Source organism: Candidatus Bathyarchaeota archaeon (assembly GCA_026014805.1).
Taxonomy (GTDB): Archaea; Thermoproteota; Bathyarchaeia; order Bathyarchaeales; family SOJC01; genus JAGLZW01.
In genome coordinates this window covers 75,142-92,584 of the sequence record JAOZHR010000025.1, presented here as the reverse complement: position 1 = coordinate 92,584, position 17,443 = coordinate 75,142, and the positions used below count along the sequence as shown (strand labels likewise).

17 protein-coding genes and 1 pseudogene are annotated in these 17,443 nt (G+C 43.1%); 7 read left to right on the top strand and 11 right to left on the bottom strand.

What is annotated here, in order from left to right:
- A partial coding sequence (locus NWE91_06810) for a hypothetical protein (protein MCW3986100.1) occupies window positions 1–1,132 on the top strand: 1,132 nt, incomplete at its 5' end.
- A gap of 18 nt (window positions 1,133–1,150) precedes the next feature.
- Here the strand turns inward: NWE91_06810 and NWE91_06805 are convergent.
- From NWE91_06805 to NWE91_06795, 3 genes and pseudogenes are all read right to left on the bottom strand, one after another.
- Window positions 1,151–1,504, bottom strand: a pseudogene (locus tag NWE91_06805) (acyl-CoA dehydrogenase family protein).
- Window positions 1,505–1,517: 13 nt separating this feature from the next.
- On the bottom strand, window positions 1,518–1,961 hold the full coding sequence (locus NWE91_06800; protein ID MCW3986099.1) for an acyl-CoA thioesterase: 444 nt from the start codon (window positions 1,959–1,961) through the stop codon (window positions 1,518–1,520).
- Between the two features lie 6 nt (window positions 1,962–1,967).
- Window positions 1,968–3,110, bottom strand: coding sequence for an acyl-CoA dehydrogenase family protein (locus NWE91_06795; protein ID MCW3986098.1), 1,143 nt, complete (start codon window positions 3,108–3,110; stop codon window positions 1,968–1,970).
- Between the two features lie 195 nt (window positions 3,111–3,305).
- On the opposite strand from NWE91_06795, the gene NWE91_06790 reads away from it, so the two are divergent.
- Complete coding sequence (locus NWE91_06790) at window positions 3,306–4,862, top strand: AMP-binding protein (GenBank protein MCW3986097.1); 1,557 nt, start codon at window positions 3,306–3,308, stop codon at window positions 4,860–4,862.
- A 20-nt stretch (window positions 4,863–4,882) separates the two neighbouring features.
- Here the strand turns inward: NWE91_06790 and NWE91_06785 are convergent, their stop codons facing one another.
- From NWE91_06785 to NWE91_06770, 4 genes are all read right to left on the bottom strand, one after another.
- Window positions 4,883–6,118, bottom strand: coding sequence for a 2-hydroxyacyl-CoA dehydratase family protein (locus NWE91_06785; protein ID MCW3986096.1), 1,236 nt, complete (start codon window positions 6,116–6,118; stop codon window positions 4,883–4,885).
- Window positions 6,119–6,120: 2 nt separating this feature from the next.
- Window positions 6,121–7,239: a 2-hydroxyacyl-CoA dehydratase family protein gene (locus NWE91_06780; GenBank protein MCW3986095.1), complete on the bottom strand. Its 1,119-nt coding sequence runs from the start codon at window positions 7,237–7,239 to the stop codon at window positions 6,121–6,123.
- A gap of 122 nt (window positions 7,240–7,361) precedes the next feature.
- The gene (locus NWE91_06775) at window positions 7,362–8,306 is read right to left on the bottom strand and encodes a 2-dehydropantoate 2-reductase (GenBank protein ID MCW3986094.1); all 945 of its coding nucleotides are present in this window, start codon (window positions 8,304–8,306) and stop codon (window positions 7,362–7,364) included.
- 101 nt (window positions 8,307–8,407) lie between these two features.
- Window positions 8,408–9,328, bottom strand: coding sequence for an MBL fold metallo-hydrolase (locus tag NWE91_06770; protein MCW3986093.1), 921 nt, complete (start codon window positions 9,326–9,328; stop codon window positions 8,408–8,410).
- Window positions 9,329–9,526: 198 nt separating this feature from the next.
- Here NWE91_06770 and NWE91_06765 point away from each other — a divergent pair, with 198 nt between their 5' ends.
- The 4 genes from NWE91_06765 to NWE91_06750 are packed head-to-tail and all read left to right on the top strand — an operon-like array spanning window position 9,527 to window position 12,887.
- Entirely contained in the window at window positions 9,527–10,390 is an 864-nt protein-coding gene (locus NWE91_06765; GenBank protein MCW3986092.1) for a 3-hydroxyacyl-CoA dehydrogenase family protein, read from the top strand.
- A 20-nt stretch (window positions 10,391–10,410) separates the two neighbouring features.
- Window positions 10,411–11,193 (top strand): enoyl-CoA hydratase-related protein, encoded by a 783-nt coding sequence (locus NWE91_06760; protein ID MCW3986091.1) that lies wholly within the window; start codon window positions 10,411–10,413, stop codon window positions 11,191–11,193.
- A gap of 56 nt (window positions 11,194–11,249) precedes the next feature.
- Complete coding sequence (locus NWE91_06755; protein ID MCW3986090.1) at window positions 11,250–12,419, top strand: 3-ketoacyl-CoA thiolase; 1,170 nt, start codon at window positions 11,250–11,252, stop codon at window positions 12,417–12,419.
- A gap of 3 nt (window positions 12,420–12,422) precedes the next feature.
- Window positions 12,423–12,887: a zinc ribbon domain-containing protein gene (locus NWE91_06750; GenBank protein ID MCW3986089.1), complete on the top strand. Its 465-nt coding sequence runs from the start codon at window positions 12,423–12,425 to the stop codon at window positions 12,885–12,887.
- A gap of 47 nt (window positions 12,888–12,934) precedes the next feature.
- On the opposite strand, the gene NWE91_06745 is transcribed toward NWE91_06750, so the two are convergent.
- Window positions 12,935–15,394, bottom strand: coding sequence for an FAD-dependent oxidoreductase (locus NWE91_06745; GenBank protein MCW3986088.1), 2,460 nt, complete (start codon window positions 15,392–15,394; stop codon window positions 12,935–12,937).
- Between NWE91_06745 and NWE91_06740 the strand changes: the two genes are divergently transcribed.
- Window positions 15,341–15,505, top strand: a complete 165-nt coding sequence (locus tag NWE91_06740) for a hypothetical protein (GenBank protein MCW3986087.1) — start codon at window positions 15,341–15,343, stop codon at window positions 15,503–15,505. The genes NWE91_06745 and NWE91_06740 overlap by 54 nt on opposite strands.
- On the opposite strand, the gene NWE91_06735 is transcribed toward NWE91_06740, so the two are convergent.
- From NWE91_06735 to NWE91_06725, 3 genes are read right to left on the bottom strand one after another with little or no spacing between them, the layout of a single operon-like run.
- Complete coding sequence (locus NWE91_06735; protein ID MCW3986086.1) at window positions 15,467–15,751, bottom strand: 4Fe-4S binding protein; 285 nt, start codon at window positions 15,749–15,751, stop codon at window positions 15,467–15,469. The genes NWE91_06740 and NWE91_06735 overlap by 39 nt on opposite strands.
- 14 nt (window positions 15,752–15,765) lie before the next feature.
- On the bottom strand, window positions 15,766–16,647 hold the full coding sequence (bzdQ, locus tag NWE91_06730) for a benzoyl-CoA reductase, bzd-type, subunit Q (GenBank protein MCW3986085.1): 882 nt from the start codon (window positions 16,645–16,647) through the stop codon (window positions 15,766–15,768).
- Entirely contained in the window at window positions 16,648–17,442 is a 795-nt protein-coding gene (locus tag NWE91_06725; protein ID MCW3986084.1) for an acyl-CoA dehydratase activase, read from the bottom strand.
- Between the last annotated feature and the right edge of the window lies 1 nt (window position 17,443).

The window sequence follows — 17,443 nt, the reverse complement described above, 5'->3', positions numbered from 1 at the left end:
AGGCTTAGGAACCTACGGACCGCGAAATATAACAGCAGTCGCGAAACAACTCGGCTTACCTGAAGCAACTCTGCGTAGAAGACTAAAACAGATGCTCCCCCAAATTTTTTTACGAGCCAACGTTTACCACACAAATATTGGCCTCAAAAAGGTAATTGTCTTTGCAGAAGCCTTTCAAGGCTATGAAAATCTTCTTTATCACTGCTTGGATGCTCATGATTATCTAATCTATATCTCTCGATGCTTTGGTGCATATGAAGGATGCGTTGCGATTTTTGCCGTTCCAACAGCGCATTGCGCTGATTTTGAGCAGTTTCTAGGAAAATTAGAAGACAAACGAGTTGCTACAAATATCCGATATCACTGGTCAACCTGCTTTCAAACCGTTAATCTAAAATGTGATTGGTACGACAACGATTCAAAAAGTTGGAAGTTTTACTGGAAAGGATGGATTGAAGAGGTCCTAACCGAAGGAACTGAATTGCCCTTCACATTAAAGGATCCCCCAGAGTACCCAATGAAGGCTGATAAGACCGACATTTTCATTTTAAAGGAACTTGAAGCAGACGCCACAATATCTCTCAAAGAGATGGCTTCCAAATTGAAGACCAGTGTACCTTTAATCAAATACCACTTCGACAAGCATATCATTGGTCGATGTTTACTTGAGGATTTCCAAGTCATCTATTACCCCTTTGACAAATCGATATCCAACGGTTTCTTTTTCATGTTCAGGTTTGACAACTTGGAAAAAATGTCAAAATTTGCGCGTTCATTGTTAGACAAGCCTTTTGCTCTTTCTATGGGCAAGGTTTTCGGAGAACCGTCACTATTCGCTTATATTTATCTGCCTTTAGCAGAACTCAGAAGGTTTTTAGATAGCTTAGGGGAATTAGTTAGGATGGGTTTCTTGCATAGATATGAATATGTACTTCAAGACATGAAAATGACCCAACGCTACTCGATACCTCACAAATTTTTCAAAAATAAGTCTTGGCAACATGAGCAAGAAAAATACTTGAAGAAAGTTGATGATCTGATAGCAATGGAAACATTTCCGGTAGAAGAGAAAAAACGCGGAATTGCTCCCTATCTTCGAAAAAATGTGTCATTTCATCAAGCGTACAGCTAACGAAGAGAAAAAAGTGAACTACATTGATTTCATTAGGTAGTTCAGTATAGTTAGTTTCTGCATTTCCGTGGTTCCTTCGTAAATCTCCATTATTTTCGCGCAGCGATGGAAACGTTCTAAGTGATAGTCTGCGAGATAACCGTATCCACCATAGACTTGCATAGCCTCGTCTGTAACTTCCATTGCAACTCTGCTGGCATAAGCCTTAGCCATAGACATAGCCATAGGACTAACCTTTCCTTGGTTATAAAGCCAAGCAGCCTCGTAAGTCAGCAGTCTTGCTTCTTCGATCGTCGTTGCCATATCCGTTAGTCTAAAGGATATTGCTTGAAACTTAATTATTGGAGCACCGAACTGTTTTCGGTTCTTGGAGTATTGGAGTACTTTAACTGTTTTGGAAGGCTTTCAGTTTTTCAACGATCTCTGAAGGGATATTAATTGCTTTTCGAATTTTTTTATCTGCAGTCGCCACCACCACGTAGCCCTCTGCCACCAAAACATCAGTATCTTTCTTCTTAACAACAAATCTATACTTTATCGTTTTTTCCTTGATTTCCTCCACCGATAACGAAATCTCCAGTACATCACCGAATCTGGAAGGTGTTTTATATTGGCAGAAGGCTTCAATTCTCGGAAGCCAATATCCACATTCTATGATATAATTAAAGCTTAAGCCTAGATGTTCGTAAAACTCTTCCTCTGTTCTCTCAAAGAGTCGAAAATAGTTTGAGTGATGGACAACTTGGGCGGCATCAGTGTCTGACCAAGTAACACGATAAGTTGTCTTGAATACAGCCATTGTTTTTCCCTTTATTACAGGATCAAGCACATGTGTTTACTCATGTAGAAGAACTCTGGCAATCACGTTTTTCTGCATCTCAGTGGTTCCTTCATATATTGTAGAGATTCGAATGTCACGATAGTAACGTTCAATATCATAGTCTGCAAGGTAGCCGTACCCACCGAAGATCTGCATTGCCTCACTTATCACCATTATGGCATTTGTTGTTGCTATTGTCTTCGCCATGCAAGCCCATTTAGGAATGATTTTTCCTTTGTCTACGTGCCACGCTGCCTTGTAAACTAAAAGTCTTGCAGATTCTATGTTAAGAGCCATGTCAACCAGTTTATGCTGAATTACCTGGAAATCAGCAATGCGTCGTCCAAATTGCTCCCTTTCTTTTGCGTACTTCAACGCGCGCTCAAAGGCTCCTTGAGCCATACCCACAGATTGTGCAGCAACGTTTATTCGACCGACATCTATGAATTCCATGAAGTGATAGAAACCCTTATTCTCCTCGCCAAGAAGTGCTTCCTTAGGCACGTGTACATTATCAAATACGTATTCTCCTAATGTCGATGCTCTAATCCCCATTTTCCCATGGAGTTCGTTGCTATCAAATCCTGGTGTCCCGTTTTTTACGATGAATAAACTTTGGCCTCGGTGTCTCGCTTCGGGATTTGTCTGACAAAGAACAACAGCGTAGTCGGCAATGGTGGCATTTGTTATCATTGTCTTTCCACCGTTTATTATGTATTCATCTCCATTTTGCACTGCGACTGTGTCAAGAGTTGTGATGTCGCTACCATGGGCTGGTTCGGTGAAGGCTCCTGAGGATACCCATTCACCTTGTGCTGTTTTTGGTAGGTATCCCATTTTTTGTTCCTCTGTACCGTATTCCATAATGAGGTCGCTACCAAAGAGGGCAGAGAACATGGCTGATCCTAGCGTTGAGTCTACTCTGCAGAATTCCTCTTCGATTAGCACATATTCGAGAAGACTTAATCCTTGACCTCCATACTTCTCGTCGAAATAGCAGCCAATGAAACCTAGTTTTGCCGCTTTTTTATATATTTCTTGAGGAAATTCGTGTTTTTGGTCAAATTCTCTTGCTATTTCTGGTTGGAATTCGCCTTCTGCAAATTCTTGGGCTGAGGTTTTGATGGCCTTCTGCTCTTGGGTTAATTCGAAATTCATTTCTACACCTCATTTTGACGTTTTAGCATTTTTTTTATCTGTTATTGTAACACAATCTTATATAGGTCTTCTAGTCCCTCTCATTCAATCACATGTGGGCATAGTCGGCACACGCTTCGCAAGGACTCTTCAATAACTAGGAAATTTTTATTATTGCCTAAGGCTATTCTATGCGAATAAGAGAGAGGAAGCATTATGTGGCTGAATCTGGGTGAAATCTTGAGGATTCACGCGAAGAAATTTCCTAAGAAGATCGCAGTTAAGGACTGGCGTGAAAAGACTAAGACTTACTCTGAGCTTGATTTGAGAACAAACAGACTCGCGAACAGCTTGTTGAGTACGGGTTTGCGTAAGGGTGACAGGCTTGCTGTTATGCTCTATAACAGTGTTGAGTTTGTGGAGGTCTGTTGTGCTTGTGCGAAGATTGGTGTGGTTGTTGTCACGGTTAATTGGCGTTTCGTTGGTCAAGAAGTTGAGTATGTGGTCAATAATTCTGACGCTAGAGCGATGATGTTGGATGAAGAATTTTTTGATTGTGTAAGCTCGGTTCGCTCCAACCTTCAAAACATTAGTGAAGAGAGTTTCATAGTGGTTGGTAAGACTGCTCCCGAGGGCTACATTAACTATGAAAAATTTATTGAAGGCTCTCTTGATAACAAGCCATATGTAAAGGTCGACAGCAAAAACACATGGTTTCAGATATACACCTCAGGAACTACCGGAATACCGAAAGGTGTTGTTCGCTCTCACGAATCATACATATCGTTTTTTCTAATTAACGCGGTTGAGTTCGGGTTTTCACAAGATGATAAGGGTATGATAGTCATGCCCTTGTATCATGTAAACTCAACTTTCTATGGTCTACTATTCCTATATATAGGTGCATCCCTTTATGTCGGTCGGGACAAGGGTTTTGATCCTGTTGATTTTCTGCGTGTGGTAGATGAGGAGAAGGTGACCTTCATCTCGCTGATACCAACCCATTATCATTTAATATTGAATGTTCCTGAGGATGTGAGGAAGAAGTTTGATTTGAGCTCTATGCGTAGCTTCTTGTGTTCTTCAGCGCCTGTCCGGAGCAAGATAAAGAAGGGGATTCTAGAATGTTTTCCCAACGTCAGGTTGTATGAGGCTTATGGCTCTACGGAGGCTGGGCTCGTCACAATTCTCAGACCTGAGGATCAGCTGAGGAAGCTGAGTTCAATGGGGCGAGAGGGTCTCGGAACCGATGTAATTAGGCTTCTAGATGAGAACGGGAATGAGGTGCCTGTTGGCGAAGTTGGAGAGTTATATTCTCGAGGCCCGATGATGTTTAATGAATATTACAAGATGCCTGAGAAGACGAAGGAATCATTCCGAGGGGATTTTTTCACTGCAAGGGACATGGTTAAGCGTGACGAGGAGGGCTACTACTACATCGTCGATAGGAAGGACAACATGATAATAACAGGCGGAGAACATGTTTATCCCTCAGAGATTGAGGAAGTTATTTCTAAGCATTCCAAGGTTTTCGATGTTGCTGTTGTTGGTGTGCCTGATGATAAGTGGGGTGAGGCTGTTAAGGCAGTTGTGATTTTGAAAGAGGGGCAGATAGCCACCGAAGAGGAGATTATTGAATGGTGTCGTGGAAGGATGGCTGGATATAAGAAGCCCAAGTCAGTAGATTTTATCTTACCGTCCGAGATGCCAAGGACTACAACTGGAAAGATACTGCACAGAAAACTTCGAGAAAGATATGCCAATAAACTTTGAAGCCGTATGCTTTATCCTCTTTATTTCTTCCCACTCAACACTTGAAGGAAAACCTCAACGTTTCTCTTGACATGAGCCTCATTGTAGTTTCTCCAATCTGAAGAATCTACATCAAGTATGAGGCTTGGGACCACAAGTTTCTCGTAGATTGTATCCTTCACTATTGTTTCGCCTATAGACATCATTCTGCAGCCCCAGTTGGTTGGCAAAATTACGCCATCAGCCTTGAACTCTTTCACGAGATTTTGTATCAAGTCAATTTTTCTGTCTATGCTGCAGTTCGCGAAGTTTGGCAGATACTTCTTAGCTAAGCTTTCCAAAGGTTTGGAAGAGTCTAGCCTTCCCATCCAAACATGAGAGAATGTTTCAGCGACAACAACTGCGCCTAAGCTGTTGAGGTATTCAAAGAATTTGAGGTTAAACCAAAGTGGCAAGTTGTCCCATAATAGTCTGTATTTTTCATTTTCTATTATGCCAAATTTGTTTTCTGCTCGTTTCTTAACTTCGTCGCGCAACTTCTCATAGAAGTCAACTGCCATCTGGGTACTTGGAATGCTAAGCATGAAGAAAACTGCAGAGAACGCATTGCGAGCACCCATCGGAGTAGGAATTGTTTTTCGATAATTCTGAATTTCTTCCCAAAGTTGACTTGTGCGGTCTGAAAGTGCTATTTTTTCCTTCAATTTGTCTTTATCCAGTTTTGTGCCAGTTTGCTTCTCTAGAAAGTCAATAAGCTCTTCTAGCTGTGAAATATAGAATTTTACGTGTGTCTTTTCAAGATGCTCCGAATCTGCTCCACTTATGTTGTATGGTACATCTAAAAGAAATAACGGAACTTTATATTGTCGACTAACAAACTGAAACCATTTAAAATGTGTGTCACAGGCACCTGTTGACGCAACGAGAAAATCAGGCTTAGGCATACCTCCTTCAGGCAAATTATCTGTTTTTTTAAACAGAGACCCAATCACAACTCTTGCATAAGAGCAGAGGTCTTTAGAAAACCCCTTGCCCTCGGCAATTTCGCAGAATTTTACTGAAACTTGTCTAGCTGCACAGAGAGAAGCGTAGTTTTCGGGCCAAACTGGAAAAACATCCATGGCAAGCAGCATTTCAACTGGAAAAGTTGAGGCAACCCATGCAACTGGTTTTCCCTCGGCCTTAGCTTTGTGGGCATCTTCGTAGAATTTCTTCACATAGTTTCTGTAAAAACCTCTGGTTGTTTGCAACCTTCTTTCTGGCTTAGCTTCTGTCATGCTTACTCTATTCCACCCACCATTTCTATGAAGGCTTCGATTCTCGTCTTCAGCTGGGCTAAGCCACTTAGAGAATGCTCCCACTCTAAATACAAAACTGGCAGACCCAGAGCCTTCAGCTCTTCCATAAGTTGGGGAGCATCAAATAGATGAGTGTCACAAAACTTCAGAACAAAAATTATCGCTGCCTCAACATCAAACCGTTTCGCCATCTCAGTTGTGTGCCCAAATCTTTCTTCACCCTCAACCATGAAAGACGACGGAATCTTGTTTAGATACCTTTCAGCAATGGTGTGCAACGGATCACCGTCAGAATCAACGAGATCCCAAAAATACCTTGAACCCGTACACCAATCATCGGCAACAACGCTGCCGCCCACAGCCTCAACAATCTTAAGCAGCTCTGAGTTATCCATAACGCTTCCAGAAACAAGCAGTCTTACGCCGCCTTTAGGCATCTCAGCACGATTGGAAACTTCAGTTAGCAGATGGTTCAGCAACTTGTTATGTTCCTCTTTTGACGTCACCATGCTGGAAAGGACAATTTCTAATGCTTCAACCCCAGAGATCAGCGGAGGATCATTCATCCTCAAATCATAAACTTTCTTCAAAAAAAGCCTGTTCTCGTTGTAAACTTGGATTGCATTCTTTAGCGCACCATCAGAAATTGTTTTTCCAAAAGCCTTTTCCAATGATGTCTTAAACCTCAAAATTTCTTCATAAAAGAAGTTGTGCGCCCTTTCGGTTCTCGTGTGCGGGGTGTTTATAAAGTGTATATATGGAATTTTAATATGGTATCTCCACATGTCAAAAATTTTGTTTCGGTTATCGCAGCTGCTTGATGCAACAAATCCGTCTAGATAGTCGTTGTCTCCTTTTAGAGATGAGTTGAAACAGCTACGTGCAAAAGAGCATGTGTTAATTGGCAGGTAGATATCAGCGAGTTTTGTGCTTTCAAGATCTCCAAAAACCATGACAGGTAGCGCATTTGCCGCGTAGATGAGCTCTTCTGGAGTATAGGTACAACTCCAGCCAATTACATGTTTGCCTTTGGTTTTCCAACTTTTCGCTATATCATGTCTTGTCAAAACCAAATTTCTGAAGGGACTTAGAACATTCATTAGTGATACTCCTTCGGCAGTATTGTTCTCAAACGGTTCGAACAGGAATGGACATTATCCTTTTATTTTAAGGATTTGGGTTTGATGCTGTCTAAACTTCATTGAACATACTTCTAACCATTTCAATATTGATTTTCTATGGTTTTCAGCAAGCTTGTGAATGTGGAATTGACAGGTGTTGGAATTCCATATTTTTCTCCATAGTGAGCTATTGCTCCGCTCATGAAATCAACTTCAGTTAGGTTTTTGTTCTCAACGTCTATAAGCATGGACGGCTTATGAGCTCCACCCTTTTCGAGATATGATGTAAACCGACTTAGGGAACCCTTGCCGAAGTCGTATCCATCTGTTTTTGCCACTTCTAGTCCTTCTTCGAGTATTTTTACTGCAAGATCGCGAGTATGTTCGAATTCTATTGCTTCTTTCATGGTTTGTCCAGTTACGGCGCAGATTGAGCAAAGAGCAGAGTTCAAGATGGTTTTTTCCCACACGTTTTTTTTGATGTCAGGTGCTTCATGTGTTGTCAGTCCAGAGCATGTCATCATGTTGGAAATGTATTTGGTTGTCTCATCAGTGGTGTATTCTCCCTTGCAGAAAGCACCGACATAATTTGGCGGTTGGAACCAGTTCATCTTAACATTTCCGAGACCTATCGTATTTCCAGCATAATTGATGACCACCCGATATGCGGTATCGATTCCTAGACTTTTAGTGATGAATTGTTCATTGTCGAGTCCGTTTTCGAAACTAACTATCTTCATTTCAGGTTTGTATATTTGTTTAATTTCTGGGAGAATTACTTTCAAAATGCAAGCTTTTGTTGCTATAAAAATTATGTCTGGGTTTAACTTGGAAAATTCAGACATTGAACTAGTAGTTTTATCTATTTTAGCGGTTAGTTCTTTGATTCCAGATATATGCAACCCTTCCTGTTTTATTGTGAGTAGAAGCTTTTGCACAATGTCTTCAACAATAATGTCTTCTCCGGCTTTAGCTAGGTGAGCAGCTAGAATAGAGCCCGCAGGACCTAAACCGATAATTCCAATTGTTGGCTTTTTCCCTTCCATACTGAGACCACAAAATAGAGTACTTGAAGTAAGATTTATTTCTAACCTATTGAGACGAGGATTCCATTTTTAATTTGAGGCCACTTCCTAACATTTTATGGTTAAGACGTTTGCACATGCATTTTTTCTACATATTTCATAACGCCTTCCACGCTTTGAGCTAACACAGTTTTGCTTAAAATTGGATGGTTTTTGATGTGTTCCCTAGCTTTCTGAAGAGCTGTATCGCTTTCTATTAGTCTTTTACTTATCGCCTCAAGGTTTTCACCTTTTTCTATACTTTGCTTTGCAATTTCTTCCCAAAGTTTAAGCTGTTTTACGTAGGCTCGAAGTTTTTCGGTAGAATTGTATGCTTTTCCAAAGTGGCTATAATACAAGAACCTAGATTTCAAGTTAACTAGCTTTTTCAAGGATGCTAAAGCTATGTCTAAACGGTAGGGCGAAGGTGTTGTTGGCACAACCACGTCAAATTTATTTAGGTAAATACCAGCAGCGTCTCCTGGGAAAATCCCTTGACTTAGTGTTTCATAATAAGCCAAGTGATGCGAAGCATGTCCAAGAGTTTCGATAACCTTTAGCTTAACATTGTTTCCCATATCAAAGGTCATACCATCAGTTGCCGCAATAATCCTTTCTTTCGGAACGGGTTCAGGTTTACCATACATTTGGGCTAGTCTTCCAAGGGCTTTTCTTGATTGAGTCCAAAGATTTTCCGGATTTGCTGCGTGGGGGGTCCCTCTTTTATGGACAATAAGCTTAGCTTTCGGCAAATGCTTCACCAGGGTTCCAACGGCTCCGCCATGGTCCAGATGAATGTGTGAAACCGCAACGTAGGCGACTTCCTCAGGTTTAACATTTAGTTTCTTTAGGCTGAATAGCAAGTTCTGCACTGTTGATACAGGACCCGCTTCAACTATTGCTGTATTCTTTCCCGTCAAAACGTAGCTGGCTATGAAATTCTTAATTCCAGCAGGTTCAAGGTCTATCAAATTAATGTGTTCGTCAACTTTTGTAATGCGCATTCTTTGCACCATTTGTTGCGTCAAGTGAATTGTTAAGGTCGTTGGTTACTGCTTTAAACATTTTCATCTCTAAGATTATTTTGCGCATTTGCATGTAGTCTTCTACTACTGAACAAGTCTCATCTCATAAAGAACATTGAACTTAAATACGGCGAATGTAGAAATAGACTTCTTTAAAATTGTAGAGAGTGATGGACAATGGAAATTAAAAAGGTGTCAGTTTTAGGTGCTGGATTGATGGGGCATGGAATTGCTCAGGTGTCGGCGCAGATGGCAAAATATGAGGTTACGATTAGAGACGTGAAGCAAGAGTTTCTGGACAAAGGCATGGGAATGATAAGAAACAGCTTGCAGAAATTCACACAAAAACAAGTGATATCCGAACAAGACATGAGCGATACATTGAGGAGAATCCATACAACGCTCGATATGAAGGAGGCTGTAGAAGACGCCAATCTCATAATCGAAGCCGTCCCAGAAAAGCTCCAAATCAAAAAAGCTGTCCTCGCAGAAGCCGACAAATATGCAAAAGGAGACGCCATAATGGCTTCCAACACCTCTTCTATCAGCATAACTGAACTCGCCTCAAGCACTCAAAGACCTGAAAAGTTCTGCGGCATGCACTTCTTCAACCCGCCACAACTAATGAAGCTGGTGGAGATTATCCGCGGGGCAAAAACGTCAGACGAAACTATTGACACGATAGTTGCTGTTTCCCAAAAAATGGGGAAAGAAACAGTTGTTGTCAAGAAAGATTCCGCTGGTTTCATTGTGAACAGAATTCTCGTTCCTGCCTTGAATGAAGCTTTCAATCTTGTATGGGAAGGAGTTGCAGAACCAGAAGACATAGACAAAGCGATAAAGCTTGGATTGAACTGGCCGATGGGTCCGTTGACCTTAGTTGACTATCTTGGCATTGACACGACATTAGCTATTGCGGAAGTCTTGCAGAAAGAACTAGGTCCGAAGTATAGCCCCTGTCCCTTGTTGCGGCAGATGACAAGAGCGAACTTGTTGGGAAGGAAAAGTGGAAAGGGCTTTTACGATTGGAGAAAGAAGTAGAAACATAGGAGAGGCATTTGATGGAATTCAAAAACACACTCTACGAGAAGAGTGAAGGAATAGCCACTATTACTATCAATAGACCACAGGCACTCAACGCTCTAAACGAGGAAACGCTTCTAGAGATTTCGTCAAGGATAGCCGACGCGAGACAAGACAAAAACACAAAAGTGGTGGTCATCACGGGAGCGGGAGACCGAGCATTCTGCGCAGGCGCCGACTTAAACGTGATGAAAGGCGCAGGCGCGTATAAGGGAATGCACCTTTCACAGGTCGGACAAAAACTAACCTTGGAAATAGAAGAACTTGAAAAGCCTGTCATTGCCGCCATAAACGGTTACGCTCTTGGAGGCGGCTTAGAATTAGCCATGGCATGTGACCTCCGGATTGCCTCAGAAAACGCGAAATTGGGGCAACCGGAAGTAAACGTTGGCTTAATTCCAGGATGGGGCGGTACACAACGTCTTCCACGACTTGTAGGAAAGGGAAAAGCGAAAGAAATGATATTTACAGGAAAAAGAATTGACGCAAAGACTGCTGAACAACTCGGCCTAGTGAACAAAGTTGTGCCCCTTGAACAGTTGAAATCGACTGTCAAAGAACTTGCCTCCGAACTCATGAACAAGCCACCAATAGCCATCGAGTTAGCCAAACAGTTGATTAACAACAGTACAGAAACCGACTTGAAGATAGGATTAACAAACGAAGCAGAAGCATTCGGCGTTCTCGCCTCCACAGAAGACTTCAAGGAAGGAGTAAGTGCGTTCCTCGAGAAGAGAAAACCCCGATATAAAGGAAAGTAAACTCTATCCTTAAATAATGACACTTGATTCTCTTCCCCTTAAATAACTGAGGTGTTCTGGTGAAGAAAGTTGCCATCGTAGGCGGAGGAACCACAAAATGTGGCAAACGCGAAGCTACATGGAGAGAACTGGTACAAGAAGCGGGAAAGGCGATGTTCGACAACATTGACAATATCTCTCCAAAAGATGTTGAAGCACTCCTTGTTGGAGCCGCTCAACCCGAAAGATTTACGTTTCAAGTTCACGTCGCCCCTATGGTTGCTGAGTACCTAGGTATGACTCCGAGGAAAGTTATTGCAACCACTGAGCTTATGTGTGCATCTGGGCAAGCAGCTATTCGGTATGCATGGGCTTGCATTGCGAGTGGCATGGCTGATGTGGCGGTTGCCCTTGGCGTGGAGAAGATGTTTATGCCAGACATGGCTGAGGCTCAGACGAATATGACATGTGTGTTGGATCGAGAGTGGGATGGTGTCAACGCAATGTCGGCCCCACCGTTCTTTGCGATGACAGCTCAGAGACATATGTACGAGTTTGGAACTACGAAGGAGCAGATGGCGCTCGTTTCTGTGAAGAATCATCATTATTCAACAATGAACCCTATAGCTCAGTTTCAAAAAGAGTTCACAGTTGAGAAAGTGCTTCAGTCACCGATGATCTCTCCTCCACTAAACTTGTTCGATTGCAGCGGAATAACCGATGGGGCTGCAGGGATTGTTTTGGTTCCTGCTGAAGACGCGAAAAAATACACAGACACTCCCATGTACATTATTGGATCAGGACAAGCCAGCGTAGGAAATGCAGTAAATAACTTAGCAAGCATCACCGAGTGGGTTCCCCTTAAAATGGCTTTCAAAGAAGCTTTGAGAACAGCAAAAATCACGATAAACGAAATTGACATCGCCGAGTTACACGACTGTTTCACGATATCAGAAATAATGGAATACGAAGCATTTGGCTGGTGTGAAAAAGGTAAAGGCGGAAAATTCATCGAAAACGGCGAACCCTACATAGGCGGAAAGATAGCTGTGAACCCAAGAGGAGGACTACTCGGTTGCGGGCACCCATTAGGCGCCACGGCAATTCTCCAATCCATAGACATACTGCAACAGTTCCGTGGAGAAGTACCCAAAGGAAGATACGTTAAAGGCGCAGAAACAGCTGTCGCCCATAACTTGAGTGGAGCAGCTAATGTGCACAGTCTCATGGTTTATTCGAGGGACTAAAGTATGGGAAACGTAGAGTTTGAGAAGATAAAAAGACCAGAGAACATAAAACTTCCGTACATTCTGGATTTCTATCCGCTGGAAGACGAGAAAAACACAAGAATCAGTCAGTTTTTCAAGAATCTCAAAGAAGGCCGTTTAACAACAACGAAATGCAAAGAATGCGGCGAACTTTTGTGGCCTCCCAGAGTTGTCTGTTCAGGTTGTCTGTCGGACGAGCTGGAGTGGGTAGACTTGGGTGTTGAGGGCGAGCTTTACGCTTTTACAGAGATGAGGGCGGGGGCTCCCTTAGGCTTCGTTCAGGATGTGCCGTTCTGCATTGGCATGGTTAAGATAGGTGGTTTACTGATATCGGCACGAATTGACAATGCGAAATATGAGGATTTGAAGATCAGCGAAAAGGTTCAACTGAAGATTGTGGAACTTGAGGACGAAAGAGTCTTCTATCGGTTTCAGAGAATTAGCTAAGCTTTTGTGAAGATGTTCTGAAACAGTTTGCCTATAGTCTTCTGCGGTTAGTAGAGATCGTCAATATCTACATTCTGCCTCGGTAGCTTCCCATGTCTCTTGAGGAATTGCTGAAGAAGCTCGCTTTCTCTCGCGGTAAACATCTTTGCTTCTTCGTAAAGGAAATGCGTTGCTTCACGGCTAGTGGTTAATTGCTCCTGAAGTTCTTTTCTTAGTTTCATCGTTCCCTTTATGTAAATAATCTCTTTTTTCTCGTTTAAGAGTTGGTAAACACCTTCTCCTTCTGGAACAACTTTTAAGCCTTCTTCCGTTAATGGCAACCATTTTTCTGGAGGCTGGGGGGCTTGCTGAATGCTTAATCTCAAATCGCATCTTAGACATCGACTTGCCTCCTCTCGAGCCATTTTCTCGTTGTATCCGAGTTCGACCTCAAAGAAGTTTCTCCTCCGCTCTTTAACAGGCAAGTTAGGAATTTGAGCAGACTTTTTGTAAGCGAACTTCTCCACCTTCCCAAGCCAAGGATTTGGTTTTTCAACTTCCACAAATCTATCATCAATTACTCCTGTTCCCCCAAGGTACTTGTCAATGGCGAAGGCGCCCTGCCTACCCGATGCCAAAGCCTCGACTATTGAGGTCGGACCTATCGCAATATCCCCACATGTAAACACGCTTGGAATGCTGGTTTCCATTGTAGATTGGTTCACCTCAACTAACCCAGATTCTGACATCTTCAATGGATTTGCTGGCTGCCATGAAAAATCTGGGGCTTGCCCTATTGCAAGTACAAGCATGTCAGTTTCGATTGGCATTGTTTCTTCTTCAACGAAGGATGGATTAAATTTTCCTTCCTCATCAAAAACTGAGAGACAACACATAAGTTCAACTGCAGCCACTTTACCGTCCTTGCCTAAAATTCTCTTGACCCCGTAGGAATTGTGAATTTTCACTCCTTCTTCAAGTGCTTGCTGAACTTCCCATGGAAAGGCTGGCATTTCTTCGGTTTTCTCTAGACAAGCAGCTTGTACGTCGCTAGCTCCAAGCCTCAAGGCTGTTAAGGCAACGTCCATTGCCACATTACCGCCGCCGATCACCAGGACTCTTCCTTTTAGGCTTGTGGTTTTACCAAGTCTGACATCCCTTAAAAAGTCGAGTCCACCAATTATACGTGCTAAGTTGGCGCCTTCAACTTTCAGCTTTCTGCTTGCTTGCAAACCTACAGCCACAAGAACCGCTTCATAGCCTTCCTTTTTGAGAGCTTTGAGTGTTAAATCTTTTCCAAAAGCAACACCAGTCTTTATTTCTACACCTAAATTGACGATTTCTCGAATGTCTTTTTCAATGATTTCTTTTGGTAGACGGTATTCTTGAACACCGTAGCACATCATGCCGCCTGGTTCAGGCATAGCTTCGAAGATGGTAACTGAATGTCCCAGTCTAACCGAGTAGTAGGCTGCGCTCAGTCCTGCTGGGCCAGCGCCTATTATGGCGACTTTTTTTCCCGTTGGCTTTGCAGTCTCTAATTTTTCTTTCCATATTTCTGTGTCATTTTCCATTGCAAAACGTTTTAGGCTGCAAATTGAAACAGCTTGGTTGACCTCTTGGCGTCTACAAACGTTCTCGCATGGACGGGAGCAAGCGTGGGCTAGAACATTGGGTAAAGGCAACTTCTCTCTTATGACAGCCGCAGCTTCAGCAAATCTGCCTTCGGAGATTAGTTGGATATATCTTGGAACATCAACGTTTGCTGGACAAGCATATTTACATGGAACTAAATCGGCTTCACGTCTTGCGGTCTTTAGTTCTTTATCCCTTAACGCTCCTGTGGGGCAAACCTCTACACAGGCCCCGCAGAACCGGCAATCAGAATCCATAAGCGTTGGCGCCACCGTTCCAACGAAAACCTCCCCATTTTTGTAGACGAAACCTAAGGCGCCAACACCGCGAAGCTCTTGGCATGCCCTGACACAGCGGGTGCATCCAATGCAGAGATTGTAGTCACGTGAGAAAAGGGGGTCATTCTTTATCACAGGAAGATTTTGCGGGATATACCTGGAGGTGTCCTCTCTGATTCCAATGTATTCCGCAATGCTTTCTAGTTCACAGTTGCCAAATTGCGGGCAGCAACGCTCCTCCACTGGAACGTTTGTTGAGCAAGGCTCTGTTGTACAGCCTTCCTTTTGAGCACAGATAAGACATGCATGTGGGTGCCTAGCTAAGATGCGCATTAACTGAACTTTTCTCTCTTCGCGAACTTGCTCTGTGTCAGTGAAGACTTTCATTCTATCGGAAACAGGTGTACAACATGCAGGAACGAGTTCTTCTTGACCCTTAACTTTGACTAGGCACAGTTTACAACCTTCAAATTGCCTATCAGAAAATTCACTTACAATTTTCTCGTTGCCACGACATATAGCTTCTATGGATTTAGCTTCGTTAGGTGGTGGCAAATCTGGATGATGACAAAGGGCGGGGATGTAAACATCTATTCTTATGGCAGCCTCAAGAATGGTTTCACCTTGTTCCGCCTTAACCTCGACGTCGTTGATGAAGAGCTTGACAGCTTCTGGGATAGGCTTTCCCTACCAAGAATGGGTTATCGCCTTAGGCTCACATGCTAAGACGCATGGAAGTCTTCTTTCTCCGCTTACTGGCTTGCAAGGTCCACAGCTATACTTAATTTTCTTGCGCTGTTCTTCGGTTACTGCTACCATTAATCCGCCTTCAAGGTCAAATTCGTTCTCGATTAACTCAAAAACGCCATTAGGACATGCATTGACACATTTTCCACATCCGTTACATTTGTCGGTGTCAATAATGATGAAGTAGTCTCCGGAACCGTCCTTATAGCCATAATGAGCTTGCATTTTGTCTTCTCCTTTTAACGTAAGCCTATTTCTTTTTCATAGAGCGCCTTAGCGAATAGTGCAGCTCCCATGGCTCCAGCTAGAATTGGATCTAACTTAGGCTCAAGGGGCTTTATTCCAAGGTTTCTCTCAAGCCTAGAAACTATCCCGGTGTTTTTCGCAACTCCTCCTGTGACTACGAAATCTTTTTCGATTCCAACTTTTATCAGGAGGTCAATTATTCGATTAACCATGGCGAGGTGGTAGGCTGCTGCAACCTTTTCTTTCGACCGTCCTTGCCGTAGTAGAGCCAGAGATTCAGCTTTTGCAAAAATTACACACGTGTTACTTACTGGTGGCGGCTCGTCTTCCACGTCTAACGAAGTTTTTCCAAGCTCTTCGATTGGCACTCTAATTAGATCAGCGAAAACCTCGAGTCCCCTCCCTGTCCCGGCTGCACACTTGTCGTTCATGAGGAACGACATGACCTTTCCCTTTTCGTCACATCTGATAGCCTTGCAGTCTTGTCCTCCAATGTCAAGCACTGTTCGAACAGTTGGTCCGTAGATGTAATGGGCTCCTCTTGCGTGACAAGCAATCTCTGTTATTGTTCTCTTGGCGAAGGGAACATTCACTCTCCCATAGCCAGTTCCAACAACGTAAGGAACATTCTCAGTTTTTAACTCTGTTTCCTCAAGAGCCCAGTTCATGACTTTGATTGCTGTTTCTTCGCTCTCTCCACCTGTTCTCATAGCTGCGTAAGAGTAAAGCTCTCCGTCAAGCATAACTACGGCCTTGCTGCCTACGGATCCTATGTCAACGCCTGCTGTGACTACTTTTGTATCGTGCCAATCCATGTCGGGCATTGTGTACCTGTATTCTCGCCAACGCCAAAACTCTCTAGATTTTTCACTCATCTATTTGGCCTCCATTTCAAGTGCAAGCAAAGCTGCCCCAAGGGCACCCACATATTGGGGATGTTCAGGAACAATGATTTCTGTATTTAACTCCTTCTTCAGAGGTGGCAAGAAACCCGGGTTTAGCGCCACGCCTCCAATTAGAGCTACATCCTTTTCTACGCCGACTCTAAGAACCATTGAGGCTATTCTGCCAGCCATGGCATCATGTATTGCCTTCGATATGTCCTCCTTTGAAGTCTTTGAGTGAATGAGGGTCACGACCTCTGACTCTGCGAAAACACAGCATTGGGCGTTCATCGGTATGGCCTTCGTAGATTTTAGTGCAAGAGGGCCCATTTCTTCAACACCCACTTCTAACGCCCTAGCCATGGTTTCCATGAATGTTCCAGCCCCTGCAGCACATCTTTCATTGATGACGAAGTCTCTTACCTTTCCGTTTTCACCCACTTTTACTCCTCTTCCTTCTTCAGCTCCAACGTCAATTACTGTTTTCACTGTCGGAATTAGATGGTAAGCCCCTTTTGCGTCAGCGATGACCTCTGGAACTATTTCTCCGGCGTTTATCGGAGGTTTCATATGGATAGCTTTTCTTCCCATTCCCGTGGCTACGACGTGAACAATCTGGTCACGTTTTAGACTCGTGTTGTCCAAGGCTTTTTGAAAAACTTCAGTTGCTGATTTCAAGATATCAAATCCAACGATGCCGTTAGCATTTGCAAGAATGTTTTTCGCATCTTCAAGGAGCACTATTTTCGCGTATTTTGCTCCGACATCTACTCCGGCTGTTATCATT

Coding starts and splice junctions, on each gene's coding strand:
- bzdQ (MCW3986085.1), bottom strand. CDS start 16,647: ATGAGTGAAAAATCTAGAGAGTTTTGGCGTTGGCGAGAATACAGGTAC.
- NWE91_06785 (MCW3986096.1), bottom strand. CDS start 6,118: ATGACAGAAGCTAAGCCAGAAAGAAGGTTGCAAACAACCAGAGGTTTT.
- NWE91_06775 (MCW3986094.1), bottom strand. CDS start 8,306: ATGGAAGGGAAAAAGCCAACAATTGGAATTATCGGTTTAGGTCCTGCG.
- NWE91_06780 (MCW3986095.1), bottom strand. CDS start 7,239: ATGAATGTTCTAAGTCCCTTCAGAAATTTGGTTTTGACAAGACATGAT.
- NWE91_06750 (MCW3986089.1), top strand. CDS start 12,423: ATGGGAAACGTAGAGTTTGAGAAGATAAAAAGACCAGAGAACATAAAA.
- NWE91_06765 (MCW3986092.1), top strand. CDS start 9,527: ATGGAAATTAAAAAGGTGTCAGTTTTAGGTGCTGGATTGATGGGGCAT.
- NWE91_06735 (MCW3986086.1), bottom strand. CDS start 15,751: ATGCAAGCTCATTATGGCTATAAGGACGGTTCCGGAGACTACTTCATC.
- NWE91_06790 (MCW3986097.1), top strand. CDS start 3,306: ATGTGGCTGAATCTGGGTGAAATCTTGAGGATTCACGCGAAGAAATTT.
- NWE91_06760 (MCW3986091.1), top strand. CDS start 10,411: ATGGAATTCAAAAACACACTCTACGAGAAGAGTGAAGGAATAGCCACT.
- NWE91_06795 (MCW3986098.1), bottom strand. CDS start 3,110: ATGAATTTCGAATTAACCCAAGAGCAGAAGGCCATCAAAACCTCAGCC.
- NWE91_06725 (MCW3986084.1), bottom strand. CDS start 17,442: ATGATAACAGCCGGAGTAGATGTCGGAGCAAAATACGCGAAAATAGTG.
- NWE91_06770 (MCW3986093.1), bottom strand. CDS start 9,328: ATGCGCATTACAAAAGTTGACGAACACATTAATTTGATAGACCTTGAA.
- NWE91_06740 (MCW3986087.1), top strand. CDS start 15,341: ATGATGACAAAGGGCGGGGATGTAAACATCTATTCTTATGGCAGCCTC.